Source organism: [Leptolyngbya] sp. PCC 7376, from assembly GCF_000316605.1.
In the GTDB taxonomy this organism is placed as follows: Bacteria; Cyanobacteriota; Cyanobacteriia; order Cyanobacteriales; family MRBY01; genus MRBY01.
Window position 1 is genome coordinate 1,903,544 of the sequence record NC_019683.1, and the last position, 19,727, is coordinate 1,923,270.

The following is a 19,727-nucleotide window of genomic DNA, read 5'->3' on the forward strand; positions in this document are numbered from 1 at the left end:
TGGAAGTGTCACAATAGCAAGTGTTGAGTTTGAGCGTAATCTCTCCATTCGCCTATGTTACTGAAGTCCACAACTCGCCATGTCCGCATTTACACGGCAGAAATTCAGAAAAACGAATTGGTTCCCAGTGATAAGGTCTTGAGCCTTGATATTGATCCAGATAATGAATTTATCTGGTCTGAGGAAGCGCTCCAAAAGGTCTACCGTAAGTTTGATGCCCTTGTCGAAAGTTATGACGGTGAGGATTTAACAGAATATAATTTACGACGCATCGGGTCTGATCTAGAAGGTTGTATGCGCGAAATGCTCCAAAAAGGGGAGCTTTCTTACAATCTCGATTCACGTGTGATGAACTTTAGTATGGGGCTCCCGCAACAAGATCACCCTGATAGTAAAGGCAAGTATTTGATGTACTAAAAGTTTTGTAGTGATCGCCAAGTCATCAAACAAGTAGTCCTCCTCATGATTTATTCGTATCAGAGGGGGTCTTTTTATTTTTTAGCGGCGAAGATCATCTCCTCACATGGCGCCTTTAGCATCAGAAAATCTAATATAAGTTCGATTGTTTGGAGTCCCATGAGTCTAGCTCATTTCACAAAAAAAGCTACAGCCCATCATTTGAAAATCTTTTGATTTTAACATCCTGTAGACCATCTCTATTTCATAGAAGACAGATAAATATTATTGCCTTTTTCATTCGTCTTACTTGAACTTTAAATAAAACAGAAAAACATTAAGGAAATAGTCTTTTTAGTTCCTTTACTTTTTTCTAAACAATAAGTTCTTTAAATCTATAGCAGTGTTCAAAAGAATAAAAAAGCCTCTGCCATTGTCAACTTCAAATAACAACCCTTGCCTGCTTGCACATCTGCCCGGTCATCGCTATACAAATCAATTCCACCTAGCTCTTTAATTGCATTCGCTTTCATAACTAAAACTGCGCGTATTCACTAATATTCTCCAGTACATCTATTACAAGACTGCCAGACAAGAATATTCTGGATATATATCTCAAATCATTGATTAACATACGTTACTTTTCTTCACTCTTAAAAGTCTTTAGATAAGCTTAGTTATAAGCTGGAAAATCTCTAGCTGATTTGTTACTCTATTGTTAATAGAAACTAGTAAAAACCATGCAGGAATCTCAAGAAGAAAAATTAGTCGAGTATTATCAGAGTAGCGCAGATCAGTATGATGCGATGCAGCTTCATGAGGGTGATGAACACTACAATGCCCTTATGTTTTTACGAGGGATTCTTGCAGAGAAAAAATATGATTCTTTACTTGATGTTGGTGCCGGAACAGGTCGAGCATTATTTTATTTAAAAGAAATTTTTCCTGACATGGATCTTACTGGAGTTGAGCCTATGTCAGCGATGCGTCAGCAAGCCATAAAAAAGGGATTATCTTCAGAACAAATAATAGAAGCACAAGGACAATCATTACCTTTCCCTAATAAAAGTATTGACTGTGTTACGGCGTTTGGAATATTACATCATATTCAAGATCCAGAACCTGTTATTAAGGAGATATTTCGAGTAGCAAAAAAAGCTGTTTTTATTTCTGACCACAACATCTATGGTATGGGATCTAGTCAAACAAAATTCTTTAAGCAATTATTGCGTAAGAGCTTGGGATTTCATGTCCTCTCTCAAATCATGACGAAGGGCAAAGGATACCATGACACTGATTATGATGGTATCTTTTACCCATTTTCATTGTTTGAGCATCTAGACGGAATTACCAATAAGGCAACTGAAACTTTTTTACTATCAACAAAAGGTAAAGCTATTGACCTATATAAAGATGCTTCTCATGTTGCAATTTTGGCAATTTTAGAAAACTGACAAGCATCATTAAGCTTGTCAGAACTTTACCCAAAAGTGCGGCTATTCCAGCCCCACATAGAGCCTTTTGCATCAGCGAATTCTATATAAATCCGGTCTTTAGGAACGTCTAGAGTTTGACTAATCTCAGTGCAGAAATCGTCACTCATCGTCCGGGTACGATCGCCCATTGTGCCAACGCTTTTAATTTCGACATAGCAAACAGGCTCAGTCGTTCCAGCAAAAGTCATCGCAACATCTGGTTCAAAAGCCGTCATCACATAGGATTCTGGTTTTCCGAGATGGGAAGCCAATTTACTGGACAAAGACAGCAACATTGACTCAACATCACCTTTCGCTGGGGCAGCAAGGGAGGTTTGAACTTTAATTAGTGGCATCGCTTTAATTAATTGCTCAGTGGATAAAGAAGAGTTTTGTAAGTTGAACTAGCCGCCATAGCTCCAACCAGTGCTTTCTAAATCAAGAATTTTGCCTTCGCGGTGGACACCTGCCCCAATCACTTCGCCAACAAAAATAGTGTGGTCACCTTCTTCGACTGTTCCAGTCACCTTACACTCAACATAACCGAGGGAGTCCTTAATGATTGGGCAACCTGTTTCTTCACCTTCGTAAAATTCGACATCTTCAAATTTATTACCGACGCGGCGCTTGGGCTTAAAGAAATTTGCAGCCATATCTTTTTGGGTGTTGTCGAGGAAGCTGAGACTAAAAACACCTGTTTTTTTGATCATGGCATGGGAGCCAGAATCGGAGCGGACACAGTTAATGACAAGAGGCGGCTTAAAGGAGCCTTGCATTACCCAGCTGGCCGTAAAGCCATTCATCTCATCTCCATCCCGCACACCGCAAATATATAATGCGTGGGGAATCTTGAGTAGCATCTCTTTTTTTGCTTTTTCGTCTAACATCTGGGGACTCCCAATAGTCTTCTCAACAACTGTTATTTATCTTTACATACCATGCCCCATCCTCACCCTGATTCTGATTTAAGTGCTGTGCGTTGTGGTGTGATTACAGTGAGTGATACGCGATCGCCGAAAACGGATAAGAGTGGCAAAATTATTCAGAGTTTATTATCGGAAGCGGGTCACGAGATTGCGCACTATGAGGTGGTGAGAGATGAACCGGATGAGATTGCATTACTCGTTAGAGAATTAGCCGAACAGGAAAATATCGAAGCGCTATTGCTCAACGGCGGCACAGGTATTTCTCCACGGGATAATACTTACGATGTACTGGAACGGATTATCGATAAAATTCTGCCGGGTTTTGGGGAGATTTTTCGGCAATTGAGCTACGAGGAAATCGGCTCGCGGGCGATCGCCTCCAGAGCGATGGCAGCAACCTATGAAAGTACGCTGATTTTTTCGATGCCGGGGTCTAGCGGTGCGGTGCGTCTAGCGATGACTGAATTGATTTTGCCGGAATTACGCCATCTCGTGAAACAGCTTAGTGGGAAATCCTGAAGAGGAAAAGACAGATCTTAGAGAGATGCAGACTTAATTAATTTCGCTCTGAGCCATTTTTGATTGAATTCCTGCAGCTTTACTAAACCATCGAATCAACAATCCAGCCAATTTTTCGTGATTGTGGCGCACATAACCGGTATCAGGATCTTCATCCATAATATTGGCAAGTACAGCCCGTCGACGGAGTTTCGCAACCTCTTCACGGTCGAGATAAACAGGATGGGAATGCTCGAGGGAATATCGACGTAGGGCCGTTTCGGAGGGTGATCGCTGGTGAACGAGCACCGCATCAAATAATTTTTCGCCACACACTCGATCAATAGCTTTTACATGATCTGCAACGGTATAACCATCCGTTTCTCCAGGCTGAGTCATGATATTGCAGACATAAATTCGGGGTGCAGAACTGTTGGCGATCGCCTGTCGAATTTCCGGGACGAGCAAGTTAGGGATCACACTCGTGTAGAGACTGCCAGGCCCCATGATAATAAAATCTGCCTTTTCAAGCGCTGCCACCGCTGCGGGTAATGCAGGTGGATTGTGGGGATAACAGCCAAAATCAACAATCCTGCCACCGGCCTGTGGAATGCGTGATTCACCCTCGACAAAACGACCATCGGCCATTTTTGCCCAAAGTTTTACATCACTGAGGGTTGCCGGCAAGACACAGCCTTTAATAGCCAACACCTTTGAACTTGCAACTACCGCCTGTTCGAGATCGCCCGTAATTTCGCTCATCGCCGTGAGAAACAAATTCCCAAAACTGTGCCCCATAAGGCCATCGCCCGCTTTAAAACGATATTGAAAGAGCTCAGTTAATAATTTCTCTTCGTCTGCGAATGCTGCTAGACAATTGCGAATATCACCTGGCGGTAACACCCCAATTTCCCTACGCAAGCGACCCGAAGAGCCACCATCATCAGCAACGGTGACCACAGCCGTAATATTGCCACTGTACTTTTTAAGACCCCGCAACAAAGTGGAGAGACCTGTTCCGCCGCCAATGGCCACAATTTTGGGGCCTTTATTCAGTCGACGGCGGGTGTGGAGCATATCAACTAATTCTTCTTCACCATGGGGATTTAGAACATCGGTAATCGCACCAAAGGTACGATTTTGTCCCCAGAGAATGAGGGTTAAGCCGAAGGCGATCGCCAACGGGCCAGAGATATGACTGGGAATAACGGTGGTGATCCAACGAAGAAAATCTCGTGTGAGCATCATGAGGCGGGAAACGGGCGTCAGATCTAGCCAAATGGCCAGCCCCAAAGAGGTGAACAACACCCCAAAAGCACTGATCAGGAGCCATCGCTTTACGGAGAGGCCAGGGAGCATCCACTTAAATAAATGGTTTAGGCCAGCAGGTGTACGGTTTTTCACAGCGTTTACTGTTTTTGGGTAGGCACGGACACTTTTGCGTAAAGCGCGGCGAAAAGGATTGATCAACATACTCTCTCCAGAACAACGCAGTGGCAGAGGCGATCGCCGCTGTTGTTTTGGTCTTTAGCCAGAAAAATACTCAAAGATCAATAGCGAAACGTCTAACCACCCCAAGTGTAACGGAGCTCACTTATTGCAAAGCAGCCAGCCCCATTAGATTAATCTTTCGGTAGAGGAATGGACATTCTTACTAATGAAAGAGCATATTATTCCCGATAAATACAGCCAGAAGTACAAGTCTCCTTAATTTCAACAGCGGCCAAACCTTTAAGACCTGAGGCTTTCAACTTCCGGTAAATCCATTGAGCGATCGCCTCACTAGTAGGACTCTCCATATCAAGACTTTCATTCAGATAATAATGGTCTAAGTACTCGTCGAGTAAAGGTTTCATGTATTGCTTGATGTCTCCAAAGTCCATAAGCATGCCCTGCTTTGGCCCAGATTCTATAAGGCGATCACCCTTAATATAGACCCGACAGACCCAACTATGACCATGCAAACGGGCACATTTCCCATCATGGTGAGGCAGACGATGGGCTGCCTCGAAGCGAAATTCCTTATAAAGTTGCCATTGTTCCATAGGAAATGCGGAACACTAGGCCCAAGCAAGATACGGGAGCTGTTTAGCAGTTGTCGCAATTTCATCCGCAGCGGAAACTAATTGACCACAGCTATCCCAATTACCTTGAATTAGAGCTTGGCGAGCCCCTTCCCCTAAGCTGATCGCTTTTTTCCAATCGCCACAAACAATCTCTAAATTCTCAAGATCAATAGTGACCTCTGCCGCTGGATACGCTTCGATAAAAGATTGAACAGCATCAAGGGTTGCGGCCTCCGCTGTCACACAGGGAACGCCATTCGCGAGACAATTGCCAAAAAAGATCTCTGCAAAACTTTCCCCAATAATTGCTTTGATGCCCCATTTGAGAAGTGCCTGGGGAGCATGTTCCCGGGAGGAACCACAACCGAAATTATTATTTACGGCCAGAATACTTGCACCTTGGAATTGAACTTGATCAAAGGGGTGTTGACCGTTCATCTGCTGACGATCATCAGCAAAGGCTTGCTCTCCTAGACCATCGAAGGTGACACACTTCAGAAATCTTGCCGGAATAATCCGATCTGTATCGATATCGTTGCCGCGTAACGCGATGCCATTGCCTGAAACTTGTTTGATTTCGCTACTCATTTCGCCAGTTTATAACCAAGGAGAGATTGTTAATTTAACATATGCTTTCATCGTGATTCACAATCCTTTTGGCGATCGCCCCACAGACACAATCAACAGACGAAAACGGATTTAGTAGATATAATTTGTTACGAAGCCCATTAAGAAATGTTGCGGTGCCATGAGCAATCCCCTAAATCAAGCCCTAGTCTACGGTCGCGTCTTCGCGGAAGTGCTCAAGGAAAAAGTCGAAACTGGTCTAACCGATGTCCTCAGCGACCTCGGCAAGTTCGATGCTGAGCGAAACAAATGGATGCAAGACTTTAACGAGGAATTTCAAGCAAGAGTCGAGCGAGAAGTTCAACGAACTCCCGATACTGGCAAACCTGTGACCATCAATATTGACGATGATGATGCTCCAGATTTGCAAGAAGTAATTGATAATCTCCGGGCTGAAATTGCAGCATTGAAAGCTGAACTCAGAGAGTACCGCGATCGCCAATCAAATTAAGCATTCCGAAAATCATTGTCAGAATCTCTGACGAAATTCTCTCCATTCTCTAAAAATCCTTCGATAGGCAACCATTTTTGTGTCTGCATTTTCCCCTCAAATCAATTCGACAGCAGCGTCAAAATCGTCTGCGAAAAGCTCTTCTCGCTTAGAGCAAGCGAAGTCTGCCTATCGTTGGAACCGTGGTAACTATTCCAAAACTCGACGGCGTTTCGATATTTGGAAATTTGTCCTAACCTTAATTTTTAAGCTCATTCGCAACTCTAAGAAGTGGACTTATCCTGGTGGCTTCACAGAAGAAAAACTGAGCGATCGCCGCAAAATCCAAGCCCGATGGATTAAAGAAAGTTTCCTTGAACTAGGTCCCACCTTCATTAAAGTTGGCCAGCTCTTTTCCACTCGTGCTGATCTTTTCCCATCAGAGTACGTTGACGAACTTTCAAAGCTCCAGGATCGCGTCCCCGCCTTCTCCTTCGAGCAAACAAAAAAACTTGTCGAAGAAGACTTTGATAAGCCTCTCAACGAACTCTTTTATAGTTTCGATCCTGTGCCCTTAGCTGCGGCGAGCCTTGGCCAAGTTCACAAAGCCCAGCTCCATAGCGGCGAAGAAGTAGTTGTCAAAGTACAGCGTCCCGGCCTTGCTCAATTATTTACGATCGATCTTGCGATCCTTAAAAAGATTGCTTGGTATTTTCAAAACCATCCTCGCTGGGGAACAAACCGTGACTGGCTCGGCATTTACGAAGAATGCTGCCGTATCCTTTGGCAGGAAACTGATTATCTGCGCGAAGGCCGTAATGCCGATACATTCCGTCGCAATTTCCGAGGTGCCAACTGGGTCAAAGTACCCAAAGTTTATTGGCGGTATGCTTCCCCTCGCGTACTCACCCTCGAATACATGCCCGGCATCAAAATCAGCCATTACGAAGCACTTGATGCAGCGGGGTTAGAACGCAAAGAATTAGCGAGGTTAAGTGCTCAAGCCTATCTACAGCAGCTCTTAAATGATGGTTTTTTCCATGCGGATCCCCACCCAGGAAATTTAGCGGTTAGTCCAGATGGCGCGTTAATTTTCTATGACTTTGGCATGATGGGCGAAATCAAAGCAGATGTCAAAGCTGGCTTGATGGATACCATGGTGGGTATTACCGAAAAAGATGCCGGACGAGTCGTAGATTCCCTCGTAAATTTGGGGGCATTGCAACCAACAAACGATATGGGTCCTGTGCGCCGTTCAGTGCAATTTATGCTGGACAACTTTATGGATAAGCCTTTTGATGCCCAATCCATTACAACAATTGGCGATGATCTATATGAAATTGCCTATGATCAGCCCTTCCGATTCCCAGCAACTTTTACCTTTGTAATGCGTGCTTTTTCGACTATCGAAGGTGTCGGAAAGGGACTAGACCCAGATTTTAATTTTATGGCAGTGGCACAACCATTTGCTTTACAAGTGATGAGTGAAAATTTACCGAGTGGTAGCAGCATCATTGACCAACTGGGCAAACAAGCGGCACAACTCAGTACCTCAACCCTAGGTCTACCCAGACGCATCGAAGATACGATTGAAAAGCTGGATCGGGGAGATATTCGAATTCGAGTGCGATCGCAGGAATCAGATCGCCTACTCCGCAAGATTAGTGGCATGCAATTGGCAACGAATTATACACTAATCATCTGTGCTCTAATTTTGTCTGCTACGCTGTTATTTGTGAATCAGTCGTTGATTCCAGCGGCTGTTGTTGGTGCGATTACCTTAATCCCAGCATGGACTCTATGGCGACTACTAAAAAAGCTCGATCGCTATGATCGAAAATTTTAAGCAAATTCGCTAAACTCATTTCAAGATTATTTAGATACGCTCCCTGAAATAAACGCTTATGAAACGCCATTTTACGGGTCTCACTGATCCGGGGTTGGTACGCTCCGCTAACCAAGATTCTTATTACTTCGATCCTGAGGGACGCTTTTTCATTGTCGCTGATGGGATGGGAGGTCACGCTGGTGGCGAGCAGGCGAGTCGTATTGCCGCAGAATCGATACGTAAATATTTAGAATCCCATTGGAAGTCATCCGAAAAGTCAGAGGAACTCTTAAAGACGGCGATTAAAGAAGCAAATAATGCAATCTTAGTGGACCAAGTAGAGAATCCTGAGCGTCAGGATATGGGGACAACGGCAGTGATCGTCGCTTTTCGCCAGAAGCAAGTGTGGCGCGCCCATGTCGGCGATTCCCGTTTATATCGTCTTGGCACAGAAAACTTGGAGCAACTCACTGAGGATCACACTTGGGTTGGGAAAGCGATGAAAGCTGGCGATATTACAGCAGAACAAGCGAAAGTTCACCCTTGGCGTCATGTTCTCTCGCAATGCCTCGGTCGTAAGGATTTATTCCAGATTGATATTGCTCCCATCGAACTAGGGGATGGCGATCGCCTGATTTTATGTAGTGATGGCCTCACTGAAGAAGTGGATGATGAGGAAATTAAGACAATTATGTTGGATAGCGACACGCCCGAAAAAGCCGCATTAAACCTTGTGGAAGCTGCCAAAAATAATGGTGGCTCGGACAATGTCACTGTCATTGTGGTTAATGAAGCTGCTGAATAATTAATTGATTAGCAAACATTCATTTCGCCACAGCTCACCAACACCGAACTCCCGCCAACAGAAATCATTGAGATTTGCTTATTTTCTAATTTGAAAGTGAGTAATAGTTCGCTGGAACGACCCATCTTAATCCCTTGGGTTATTTGCCATGTTTGTTCTGAGGTCTCAGAGTCAATATATTTGTGTAAATAGCCAGCGAGAGATGTCGCAGCAGAGCCTGTGGCTGGGTCCTCTGTAATCCCTAAACCAGGGGCAAACATACGTGCATAAATTTCATTCTTTTCTACAGTAAAGATATAAATATTTTGAGAATCTGATTGAGCTAGCTCTTTTTGCCAAAGGGTCATGTTTAGAGCGCAATTATCAACTGCTTCTTTTGTTGTGAGAGGAATATAGAAAAACGGCAAACCACAAGAAATGACAGCAGCATCTAAATTATCAGCTAAATCATTGGCTTCTAAAGAGAGTAAATTTGCAATATCCAAAGATGGGCTTACAGAAAAAGCAGGTAATTGCGCTGCTTGTAATGCAGTTGTTTGAATCTGCTTATCAAACCAATGTAGAGCAACGGGAATTGTACCAACGCCTTCTTCTAAATTAATGATGTGTTTTAAGGGCAAAACTTTCCCTAAATAAGCGAGTAAATAAGCTGTACCAACAGTGGGATGTCCAGCAAAAGGGATTTCGGCACGGGGTGTAAAAATACGCAGCTTGAAGTCACAGACCTCATTTTCTGATGGCAATACAAACACTGTTTCTGAAAGATTTAATTCTTGGGCGATCGCCTGCATTTGCTGAGAGCTTAAACCTTCAGCTTCTGGGAAAACAGCAAGTGGATTGCCACCAAAAATCTGGTTTGTAAAAACGTCTAGTGTGTGAAAAATATAACGAGTCATTCATTCCCCTCAGCAAAAAATCAACGGCGATCACGCTTTAAATCGCGAAGCACTTGTTCGGCATACCAACATTGAGACTTACCAGGTTGCTTAAGCTGGGCAGCATCCATCAATTGTTCAACAGCGCGGCGATCGCCATCAAATAATTCAATTAAATATCTTTTAGTCAGAGAATCATAAAACTTCGCTTCTAAATATGCTGCTTTCTTTTTTTTTCGATGCTTTTGCCGAAAAATCTCAGACAACAAAAGCCAGAACATTACAATCAGTCCCAAAATCAGAAACAGCAAAATTAGGTTTGTAAGCAATTGATTCATCAATAGCCCAATGGCTCAACAGCTATATCACAAAAAAATCAAGAAACAAGAACAGGTTTGTCAGTCTTGATAGAGATTTCTGCAAGCTCTAAAACTTTTGGAATTAAATCTTCTCGCTTAACCGCCATCAAATGAACCCCTTGGCACAAATCTTTAGCAATTTTCACTTGTTCCGCTGCAATTTTGATACCTTCTTCCAAAGGTTGGTCAGCATATTCTAAACGCTCAATAATGCTGTCTGGAATCTGTGCACCGGGGACACAGCGATTAATAAATTTGGCATTTTTTGCAGATTTAAGCAGAAAAATTCCGGCAAGCACTGGCACATTATGTTGACTCGCCACACGGCTCATAAATTCTTCTAGGCGAATGAAATCAGTAATCATTTGCGATTGGAAAAACCTGGCACCAGATTCGACCTTTTTAGCAAAACGCGATTCGATACTGTACCAACTTTTTAGTTGGGGATCGACCGCAGCACCCGCAAATAAATCAAGTGCGCCATCTGGTAATTTTTTATCGTTAAAATCTTTACCACCGTTCAATTTAGTAATCAATTTTAAGAGACGGACGGACTCTAAATCAAACACAGGTCTAGCTTTAGGATGATCTCCTGCTTTGACAGGATCCCCTGTAAGCGCCAGCATATTTCTTAGACCAAGGGCGTAGGCTCCCATAAGATCCGCTTGCAAACCAATCACATTGCGATCGCGGCAAGCCATCTGAAATATTGGCTCAATACCATTTTGTAGAAGCACCGTAGAAGCAGCAATGGATGACATGCGCATCACTGCCCTACTTCCATCAGTCACATTGACACCATGCACTTTCTCTTTTAGCAAACTTGCCATATCGACCATATGCTGGGGATTGCCACCTTTGGGGGGAGCGACTTCAGCAGTGATCACAAATTCTTGGTTTTCAATGGCACGTCGCAGGCAGGTTGTCATAGAAGCTTACGGTGGAGAAGTTTAATGATAATTAATCATTCTACAAGGCCGGTAGAAAACCCAGAGCATCTTTCACTCTTTTCAGGGTTGTATCAGCTACTTCCGCAGCTTTCGTTTGTCCATCTCGCAGCACCTGATCGAGATAGGCTTGGTCGGCAGTGAGCTCGTTATATTTTGTTTGAATCGGTTCTAAGGCCGACACAACAGTATCTGTAAATAGTGGCTTAAATTGTCCCCAACCCATCTCTGCACATTCAGTGGCAACAGCTTCTTTGGTTTGGCTACTGAGCAATGCATATAGGCTGAGCAAATTATTACACTCAGGACGTTCTGGGTTGCCGAATTCTAGGCCGCGTACAGGATCAGTTTTGCACTTTTTGATCTTCTTTTTAAGCACATCAGGGGGATCGAGAAGGTTAATGCGGCTCAGTTCAGAGGGATCTGATTTAGACATTTTCTTGGTGCCATCGGCTAAGCTCATCACCCGTGCACCAGATTTGCGAATCATAGGTTCAGGCATTTTGAGAACAGGTTTGTCCTCGGATCCAAATTTGTCGTTAATGCGAATAACAATATCGCGGGCTAATTCTAAATGTTGTTTTTGGTCTTCGCCAACGGGAACTTTATCGGCATCGTAAAGCAGGATATCAGCGGCCATCAACACAGGGTAATCGAGCAAACCAACGCTAACGTTTTCGCCTTGTTTTTGGGCTTTTTCTTTAAACTGAATCATCCGCTCCAACCAGTTCAGCGGCGTAATGCAGTTCAGTAACCAAGCGAGTTCGCTGTGGGCAGTGACATGGGATTGGACGAAAATTGTTGAATGTTCGAGGCTAATGCCACACGCGAGATAAAGTGCGGCGATCGCCCGAGTATTTTCAGCGAGCACTTTCGGGTCGTGAGGAACAGTAATCGCATGGAGATCCACAACACAAAAATAGCTATCGTAATCCTGTTGGATTTCAACCCAGTTTTGGATCGCGCCTAGATAATTACCAAGGTGGAGATTACCAGTAGGTTGTACGCCTGAGAGGATACGCTGTGCCATGTGTTGCTGCTGTATTTGAATGCTCACCGAATTATCATACAAAATGTTTCGGACTGTAAAGCTGCGCTGGCGATCATCCCAAAACGCCACAAGAGGTTTATGTCATAGGGAAAAAAATCTCCTCGCATAAATCTCCAATCCAAATATGTATTTTTCTCAATCCAGCGTAACTATTACATGGTGCCTTTGAATAAGCCTTGGGGACGGATAAAGAGAAGTGCCACCATGATGAGTAATGCGACTCCGAGCTTATAGTCAGGGCCCAGAAACGCGACGCTCACTTCCTGAGCGACACCAATTACAAACGCTCCGGCGATCGCCCCGTAGGGATTACCGATGCCACCCAAAATCACCGACGCAAACATCGGCAAAATTAGGAACCAGCCCATATTGGGACGGACTGTCGTGATCAAACCGTACATACTACCGGCGATCGCCGTTAATGAACCAGTAATTACCCAAGTCCAAAGTACAACCCGTTCTACATCAACCCCTGACACCCGTGCAAGATCGATATTGTCAGCTACCGCCCGCATTGCCTTACCAATCTTGCTGTTTTGCAACACGAAGTGTAGCCCCAGAATTACAAGCAAAGTCATCACCATCACCACTACCCGGTAATAAGCAATGCGAATATCACCGAATGCTTCCGGTAAACCAAACATTTCCGTGAGATTTATCGCTTTGACTACAGGCAAATCATACTGTTGATTCCCACTGCCCCAAATAAATAACACCCCACTCCGGATGAATAGCGCCAAACCAATCGAAATAATAATCAGTGTTGTCGAAGTCGCCCGCTTATCTCGCATCGGCTGCCAGAGTAATTTTTCTGCAATGAGCATCCCTCCAATCGTTCCAAAAGCGCCCACTACCATCGATAGCCAAATATTGAGGCCGAAAGAATTGCAAAGCCACGTGACATAAGCGCCGAGGGTCATATAGTCGCCATGGGCAAAGTTCGATAAGCGCAAAATGCCATAGGTTAATGTCAAGCCTACGGCCGCCAGCGCTAAAATGCTGCCAACAGAGAGACCATTTAAAACGAGTTGGATAATATCCATAGAGGCGAGGGAGATTAGGTAAGGCTGTAACAGGTTCACACAACAGACTACCCCGTGGGGGGACAACTGTGAAAGCAATCGAGAATGCTACAATTTTGATGCGTATTTTGACCTATGAAATATCGATTTTAAAACAACACTTTATTCTTCTTTTTTGTCCTAATTTATTTCAGCTATGCAAGAGTTTTTTCAGAATGTTGCTCGTTATCCCACCTATATGGTCGCCCTTATCCTAGGGATTTTTATTAGTGTTTATGATTGGCTCAAACCAGTATTTTTCAAAAATAAGCTCACAACAACCGCTTCAATTGGTTTTCTAGCAAGTATTTTGGCATTCTTCTACTTCACCTTGCGAGCCATGCTCGGCCTAGAGGCTTTATAAAACAGCATCACTCTACGGACTAGGACAAAAAACTAAAGAGCGAAAACAGAAGAGGGTTCGACGATAGAGAAAAATACCGATCAAACCCTCTTTTTTATATTTCAATCTCTCTTTTATCGAAAAAGTGTAAGTGCTGGAGCATTAGCCAAATCGTAATCTCAGAGAATTTAGGACAACCAACACAGAACTCATTGCCATAAATCCAGCGGCAACAGATGGACTGAGGCTAACATTCCACAGAGGAAGGCAAACGCCAGCGGCTAAGGGAATTGCGATGAGATTATAGCCCAATGCCCACCAGAGATTTTGGCGAATCACAGCCACGGTTGCACGACTTAATTTGAGAAGCTTCACAACATCTGAGAGGCGATCGCCCATCAACACAACGTCAGCGGTGGCAAGAGCAACGTCAGTACTGCCAGACAACGAAATCCCTACATCAGCAGTGGCTAAGGCTGGCGCATCATTAATCCCATCACCCACCATCGCAATAGATTGCTTTTCTGCATTAAGCTCGGTCAAGATTTTTGCTTTTTCGGTGGGAGAAACAGCAGAAAAATATTTTTGAATCCCGAGCTTTTGAGCAAGGTTTGAGACGATTGTTTTTTGATCGCCGCTGAGGAGCACGACATTTAAGCCCACATTTTGTAAATCGTGAACCATCTGGGCGGCATCATCCCGCAAAGGATCGGCGATCGCCACAATACCGACCACCTGTTGATTAATCGCAATGACAACGGAGGTATGGCCTTGGGCTGACCATTCTGCCGAGGTTTGCAAAAACGCAGTAGGAATATTGAATTGCTCCGCTTCAAACCAACGCACACTGCCAATCTGTATTTGGCGATCGCCCACTGTTCCCCGCACACCTTTCCCTAAAACTGTTTCCACTTCAGTCGGTTCATCAAGAAATTCAGGATCAGTTGCCTGTAAAAATGCTTTGGCATAGGGATGATTAGTATGTTGTTCGACACTCGCAGCCAAACTCAGTAACGTCGCAGAGTCATAGTTTGAAGCGCACAGAATCTCAACAATGCTAGGTTGACCCTGGGTTAATGTCCCAGTCTTATCAAAAACAACTGTTTGAAGTCTGTGAAGTCGTTCGAGGATGTCACCGCCCTTAATTAAAATCCCCTGCTCTGCACCAATGCCTGTGCCGACTAGCAATGCTGTGGGCGTTGCCAAACCCAAAGCACAGGGGCAAGCAACAACCAACACGGCGATCGCCAATTTTAGACTTAGGACTTCCGGGCTAATACTCGCCAATTCAACCCAAACTTTTGTGCCAATAAATTCCCAAAACAAAAATGTACACAGGGCGATCGCCATGACACCATAGGCAAAATAACCAGCTACCTGATCTGCCAACTGCTGTACTGGAGCCTTACGCGTTTGAGCGGCAGTCACTGTTCGAATAATCTGCGCCAAAACTGTATTTTGAGCAGTCTTTGTCACTTGGACGATGAGTACGCCTAATTGATTGAGTGTACCTGCTTTTACCGTATTACCAGGTCGTTTTTCAATTGGAATGGCTTCCCCTGTCAACATCGACTCATCAACGGTCGTTTCACCTCGCAAGACCTCACCATCCACGGGCATTTTTTCACCAGGCAGAACCCTTACCCATTCCCCAATTTGTACCTGGGTCACCGGAATAATAACTTCATCGGTTTCGCCTTTATTTGCCCGACCCATTAGACGTGCTCCTTGGGGTTGCAACGCCAATAATGACTCCAATGCAGACATCGCATTTAGCCGGGCACTCCCCTCTAGGGTGCGTCCCAACAAGATAAAACCAAGCAACATCACAGGTTCATCAAAAAAGCATTCCCAACCCAACTGCGGCGCAACCCAAGCCACACAGCTCGTCAGATAAGCACTCAATGTCCCCAGTCCAACGAGAGTATTCATATTGGCATGGCCTTTTACCAAGCCAGTCCAACCATCTCGCAAAATCGGAAAACCTGGAATCAATAGGGCTAAAGTCGCCATGCCCCAATGCACAGCCATCAAATTAAAAATCGGGACTCTGATACCGCCGAGATGATGTAAATGATCGAGGGTTGACCCCACCAATAGTAAGATCGCCGCCCCTAAACGCCAATATTGTTCGCGCTGAGTCTTCTGACGTTTTGCCTGGTAATCTTCAAAGGTTTCGGTTTCTGCTGTTCTTGGTTGGGTCGGGAACCCCATATCCGTTAATTTGCCGGCGATCGCCCCTGGGACAATTTTTTCCTGCTCATAGGTAACCACTGCCACTTCTGTAATCAAATTAACCGTGGCTGATAGCACTCCAGATTGCTGTTTTAGCTGTCGTTCTACAGCAGCAACACAGCCAGCACAACGCATACCTTGTACGTCAAATGCGGTGGTCATCGATTCAGGATTTTGGAGGACGGAAGATGAGGTCATAAAAAGTTTTTCAGTCCAGAAAGCCTACTGATCCGAGTATGACGAAAATTCAAGACTCCAAACCGTTTACGCTCAAATCGACAAAAATCTTCAGACTCTTCCGGAGAGTAGTCCTCCTTTAGAGAAAGTAAGAAGTGGTAGATGCACCCTGATTGATAGTCTCGGCCTTTTAGGTCGGGATTTTTTTTGTCAACATAAAACTGAAGCTCAGGCGATCGCCAAAATTCAGATAAACAAATAGGACTCCCGCCTCTTGGAAGTCCCTAAACCCAAACTATTTTCATCTCTCTTCGCCTGAAACTTAAGATGGGGCGATCGCCGCAGTTTGAGATTGTTTCGTTTCAGCGACGGCAGACTGTAATGTTTCGATTAATTCTTGATCCAGATAAGGCTTAGTGAGATATCCGTTTGCCCCGAGCTGCTGTGCTAATTGACGGTAGCGCTTACTGCCGCGCGAAGTGAGCATCAACACAGGTAAATCAGTTTTCGCATGTTGCTTACGACATCGCCCTAAAAATTCAAATCCATTCATCTGCGGCATTTCCACATCACAAATAATTCCTTCAACCTCTGGATGTTGTTCTAACTGATTTAAACCATCAGCGCCATCTTGAGCTTGGACAACGCGATATCCAGCTTTCTGCAATGTCGTCGATAGCGTTTGCCTAGTGGTTAAAGAATCATCAATCACAAGGACAGTCGGCAACACCAGCTTTGGCTTGAGATGTCTCATATGAGTATCGATCATCGCAATTTTTTGGGTGCCTTTCCGAATCATTCGCTCAAGTAAAGCAGCACCATCTAGTACCGTAACCAAACGTCCATCACCAAGCACCGTACAGCCAGAAATATAGCTGGGTGGGTTAATCGCGCTGCCAAAGGGTTTAATCACGAGATTTTGCTCTAGCAAAATTTGATCAACCTTAATACCAATCACATCATTCCCCTGGGAAATCACAAGCACCATTTGCTGCCCTGCCTGTTTCCAGATGCTACTCATGTTGCTGCGCGCCCAAGTGCCCATAATTTGTTGGCGGCTAGCGATTAGCGATGAAGGATAATTAAATCCAACCAGCAAATCTTGAATCAGTGGTACGGGACGACCTTTCCAAGTGAAAATTTCTTTATTATCTTTTTGCTTGATATCCTCTGGCGCAGCGGCGGCGATCGCCGAGAGACTATTAACGGGAATAGCGAGAAAACTTTCTTGCGCACGGAATAAGAGTAATTTTGTAATGGTCATACTCCAAGGCAAACGCAGCGTAAACGTTGTCCCTTTACCTAGCTCTGAGGTGATGGAAATATTGCCCTTTAGTGCCCGGATTTGGAGACGTACTGCATCAAGACCAACACCTCGTCCTGACAAATGACTAACCTTTGCCGCAGTGGAAAAGCCCGGCACAAACAATAACTCATAGACTTGAGCTGAAGACATCGCGGCAGCTTCATCGGCATCGATGACACCTTTCTCAATTGCTCGATCACGGATTTTGTCGATATCAATACCCCGGCCATCATCACGCACCTCAAGGTAGGTGGAGTTCCCACGGTTATAAGCTTTGATGATAATGGTGCCGGAGTCAGACTTACCTGCGGCTAAGCGTTCTTCCGGAGTATCAATGCCATGATCAAAAGCATTACGCACTAGATGTACAAGGGGATCATAGAGCTTTGACAAAATAGCGCGATCCACCAAAGTCGTGGTTCCTTCGAGTTCGAGGGAAACAGGCTTATTACTTTTAACCGATAAATCTCGCACTGTTCGCGGAAAGCGATTGAGCAGATCTCCAATCGGCAACATCCGCGCTTCAAGCAAATTATGTTCGAGTTGCTTAATAGTTTGTTGGCGCTGTTTGAGATTTTGTTGATCCTGCTGATTGATGAGGGTTGTATCTTCGATGGTTTCACCAAGCTGTGCCATTTCTTCAGCGATGGTGGAAGCAAAGACCACAAATTGAGCTAATTGAGCTCGGGCCTGGGGGTTCTTAATAACAAGTTCTTTAGAATACTGCTGAAATTGATTGGTGATTTTATTGAAGCGATTAAACCAACGTTTCAGAGAATCGAGAGCATCAAGGCTTTGTTTATTGCGAAGTAGGGCACTATTATCCTGAGTAACCAGTTCACCAACAAGGTTGTTGAGGTAATTCAGTCGTCCCATATCCAAACGGACGCTCAAACTACTGGTGTCGATCATTGGAGCCGCCTGACTCGGCGATCGCCCAACTGATAAATCACGTTTTGGCTTATTTGGTAAAGATTCTGGTATTTGCGCTACAGCTGGAGAAACGTCTTCTTCTACGGCCATTTCTTTTTCTTCTACAGCCATTTCTTTGACAATCGGCAATTCCGTAGGAGGCGGGCCAGTTTCTGGTGCTGCGACGATTGGCTCTTCAGGGGGTTTTGCTCCATTAGTGACAAGCACTTGGGGCATGGGCTCTCGCACTGTTTCTTCAACAACAGCAGTTAATAAATCACCAGCATCATCTTCATCGTCTTCAATAATTAGGCTAGCTAGCTCATCATCAGAAAAGAGTAGTGTGCTTTCATCATCACTCTCTTCTCCCAAAAATTGGATAGCAGCTAATTCTGTAGGATCAAGCTCTAAATCATCATCTATTACTGGTGTTTCAGCTTCGGGGCGATCGCCATTTATCGTTGGTACAGTTTCTTGAATAAGCGGCACTGTATCTTCATTGGTTACAGCTTCAGGTTCTGTCTGACTGGTTTTAGGCTGAGTTTGGGTTAGCTCTAATAAAGCTTGGCTCGGTTCACCACCTTGGGTGCGATCGCCATTAACAACGGCCTGTTGCCCTAATCGGAAATCATGGAGAGCCAGGGATGCGATTTTAACAACATGCTCACCATTCACCTCCACCGCATCTGCCGCAGCTTGGGCGATCGCCGCAAACCCTTCTAAATTCAACATGTCCCCCAATGTCGCCAACACTTCCAACTGAGAGGCTAGATCAGACACCGGCGATTTAACAGGCGGCTGCTTCACAAAATTTTCAAGACGCGCAAGGGCTTGGGGTACCTCTTCCGTAAAAATAAATTCTGTAATGTCCCCTTCCATCTGCATTTCAGGGAGTTCTGCCGCTTCCGAGAGGGCATGGCCAAGTTTTGCCTCTAGGGACACAAAAATTGGCTTTGCTTTATCTAACGCTCGATCTGGATCATACTCACCTGTTTGAATCTGCTGTCGAATCGGCTCCTGAAGAGCATCATAGGCTTGCAAAAGAAGATTCTCTAGCTCTAGATCAAAAACCGTATCTTCCTTATATAGAGCACGGATCCCATTTTCCAGATCATGGGCAATGGACTGCACTGCCATCAAACCAATACAAGCTGCACCACCCTTAATCGAGTGAGCGGCCCGCATCAAGCCATGAATTTTTTGCGCTTCATGCTCCTGAACCAAGGTCATCAACCCAGACTCAAGATGCTGGAGCAATTCCATTGACTCCTGCACAAAGAATTCATATGCCTGATCATTGGTATCAACGCGTGTTTCCCTTGCCATCACCAAAACATGACCCTCTTAGCAGCCAATAAACATTTAAACTACACCTACAACAACCATACGCAGCAATCGGGTGTGATTCAG

The 19,727-nt window shown here is 44.7% G+C and carries 19 protein-coding genes; 7 read left to right on the plus strand and 12 right to left on the minus strand.

Annotated elements, in window-relative coordinates; all coding sequences use genetic code 11:
* Positions 1–54 precede the first annotated feature (54 nt).
* Together LEPTO7376_RS08380 and LEPTO7376_RS08385 are read left to right on the plus strand one after the other, a co-directional pair.
* Positions 55–417 (plus strand): NAD(P)H-quinone oxidoreductase subunit M, encoded by a 363-nt coding sequence (locus LEPTO7376_RS08380; protein ID WP_015133768.1) that lies wholly within the window; start codon positions 55–57, stop codon positions 415–417.
* Positions 418–1,136: 719 nt separating this feature from the next.
* On the plus strand, positions 1,137–1,850 hold the full coding sequence (locus tag LEPTO7376_RS08385) for a class I SAM-dependent methyltransferase (RefSeq protein ID WP_015133770.1): 714 nt from the start codon (positions 1,137–1,139) through the stop codon (positions 1,848–1,850).
* Positions 1,851–1,876: 26 nt separating this feature from the next.
* Here the strand turns inward: LEPTO7376_RS08385 and LEPTO7376_RS08390 are convergent, their stop codons facing one another.
* Complete coding sequence (locus LEPTO7376_RS08390; protein WP_015133771.1) at positions 1,877–2,227, minus strand: phenylpyruvate tautomerase MIF-related protein; 351 nt, start codon at positions 2,225–2,227, stop codon at positions 1,877–1,879.
* A 48-nt stretch (positions 2,228–2,275) separates the two neighbouring features.
* Positions 2,276–2,758, minus strand: coding sequence for a flavin reductase family protein (locus tag LEPTO7376_RS08395; protein ID WP_015133772.1), 483 nt, complete (start codon positions 2,756–2,758; stop codon positions 2,276–2,278).
* A 51-nt stretch (positions 2,759–2,809) separates the two neighbouring features.
* Between LEPTO7376_RS08395 and LEPTO7376_RS08400 the strand changes: the two genes are divergently transcribed.
* Positions 2,810–3,316: a molybdenum cofactor biosynthesis protein B gene (locus LEPTO7376_RS08400; RefSeq protein ID WP_015133773.1), complete on the plus strand. Its 507-nt coding sequence runs from the start codon at positions 2,810–2,812 to the stop codon at positions 3,314–3,316.
* 33 nt (positions 3,317–3,349) lie between these two features.
* Here the strand turns inward: LEPTO7376_RS08400 and yvcK are convergent, their stop codons facing one another.
* The 3 genes from yvcK to leuD form a co-directional block, all read right to left on the minus strand.
* On the minus strand, positions 3,350–4,768 hold the full coding sequence (gene yvcK / locus LEPTO7376_RS08405) for a gluconeogenesis factor YvcK family protein (protein ID WP_015133774.1): 1,419 nt from the start codon (positions 4,766–4,768) through the stop codon (positions 3,350–3,352).
* A gap of 197 nt (positions 4,769–4,965) precedes the next feature.
* On the minus strand, positions 4,966–5,340 hold the full coding sequence (queD, locus tag LEPTO7376_RS08410) for a 6-carboxytetrahydropterin synthase QueD (RefSeq protein WP_015133775.1): 375 nt from the start codon (positions 5,338–5,340) through the stop codon (positions 4,966–4,968).
* A gap of 15 nt (positions 5,341–5,355) precedes the next feature.
* Positions 5,356–5,949, minus strand: coding sequence for a 3-isopropylmalate dehydratase small subunit (gene leuD, locus LEPTO7376_RS08415; protein WP_015133776.1), 594 nt, complete (start codon positions 5,947–5,949; stop codon positions 5,356–5,358).
* Between the two features lie 160 nt (positions 5,950–6,109).
* Here leuD and LEPTO7376_RS08420 point away from each other — a divergent pair, with 160 nt between their 5' ends.
* From LEPTO7376_RS08420 to LEPTO7376_RS08430, 3 genes are all read left to right on the plus strand, one after another.
* Entirely contained in the window at positions 6,110–6,439 is a 330-nt protein-coding gene (locus LEPTO7376_RS08420; protein ID WP_015133777.1) for a DUF6825 family protein, read from the plus strand.
* Positions 6,440–6,518: 79 nt separating this feature from the next.
* A complete protein-coding gene (locus LEPTO7376_RS08425) occupies positions 6,519–8,264 on the plus strand; it encodes an AarF/ABC1/UbiB kinase family protein (protein WP_015133778.1) in 1,746 nt (581 codons plus the stop codon).
* Between the two features lie 58 nt (positions 8,265–8,322).
* A complete protein-coding gene (locus LEPTO7376_RS08430; RefSeq protein WP_015133779.1) occupies positions 8,323–9,051 on the plus strand; it encodes a Stp1/IreP family PP2C-type Ser/Thr phosphatase in 729 nt (242 codons plus the stop codon).
* An 8-nt stretch (positions 9,052–9,059) separates the two neighbouring features.
* Here LEPTO7376_RS08430 and LEPTO7376_RS08435 read toward each other — a convergent pair whose 3' ends face one another.
* From LEPTO7376_RS08435 to LEPTO7376_RS08455, 5 genes are all read right to left on the minus strand, one after another.
* Entirely contained in the window at positions 9,060–9,947 is an 888-nt protein-coding gene (locus LEPTO7376_RS08435; protein WP_015133780.1) for a PhzF family phenazine biosynthesis protein, read from the minus strand.
* A gap of 20 nt (positions 9,948–9,967) precedes the next feature.
* Complete coding sequence (locus LEPTO7376_RS08440) at positions 9,968–10,264, minus strand: hypothetical protein (RefSeq protein WP_015133781.1); 297 nt, start codon at positions 10,262–10,264, stop codon at positions 9,968–9,970.
* A 38-nt stretch (positions 10,265–10,302) separates the two neighbouring features.
* Positions 10,303–11,214, minus strand: a complete 912-nt coding sequence (locus tag LEPTO7376_RS08445) for a methylenetetrahydrofolate reductase (RefSeq protein WP_015133782.1) — start codon at positions 11,212–11,214, stop codon at positions 10,303–10,305.
* Positions 11,215–11,254: 40 nt separating this feature from the next.
* The gene (gene trpS, locus LEPTO7376_RS08450) at positions 11,255–12,262 is read right to left on the minus strand and encodes a tryptophan--tRNA ligase (protein ID WP_015133783.1); all 1,008 of its coding nucleotides are present in this window, start codon (positions 12,260–12,262) and stop codon (positions 11,255–11,257) included.
* A gap of 173 nt (positions 12,263–12,435) precedes the next feature.
* Positions 12,436–13,326 carry a branched-chain amino acid ABC transporter permease gene (locus LEPTO7376_RS08455; protein ID WP_015133784.1) on the minus strand — a complete coding sequence of 297 codons (891 nt, stop codon included), beginning with the start codon at positions 13,324–13,326 and terminating at the stop codon, positions 12,436–12,438.
* Positions 13,327–13,501: 175 nt separating this feature from the next.
* Between LEPTO7376_RS08455 and LEPTO7376_RS08460 the strand changes: the two genes are divergently transcribed.
* Positions 13,502–13,708 carry a DUF751 family protein gene (locus LEPTO7376_RS08460; RefSeq protein WP_015133785.1) on the plus strand — a complete coding sequence of 69 codons (207 nt, stop codon included), beginning with the start codon at positions 13,502–13,504 and terminating at the stop codon, positions 13,706–13,708.
* A gap of 141 nt (positions 13,709–13,849) precedes the next feature.
* Here LEPTO7376_RS08460 and LEPTO7376_RS08465 read toward each other — a convergent pair whose 3' ends face one another.
* Both LEPTO7376_RS08465 and LEPTO7376_RS08470 read right to left on the minus strand, forming a co-directional pair.
* A complete protein-coding gene (locus LEPTO7376_RS08465; RefSeq protein ID WP_015133786.1) occupies positions 13,850–16,120 on the minus strand; it encodes a cation-translocating P-type ATPase in 2,271 nt (756 codons plus the stop codon).
* A 301-nt stretch (positions 16,121–16,421) separates the two neighbouring features.
* Positions 16,422–19,643, minus strand: coding sequence for a response regulator (locus LEPTO7376_RS08470; protein WP_015133787.1), 3,222 nt, complete (start codon positions 19,641–19,643; stop codon positions 16,422–16,424).
* Between the last annotated feature and the right edge of the window lie 84 nt (positions 19,644–19,727).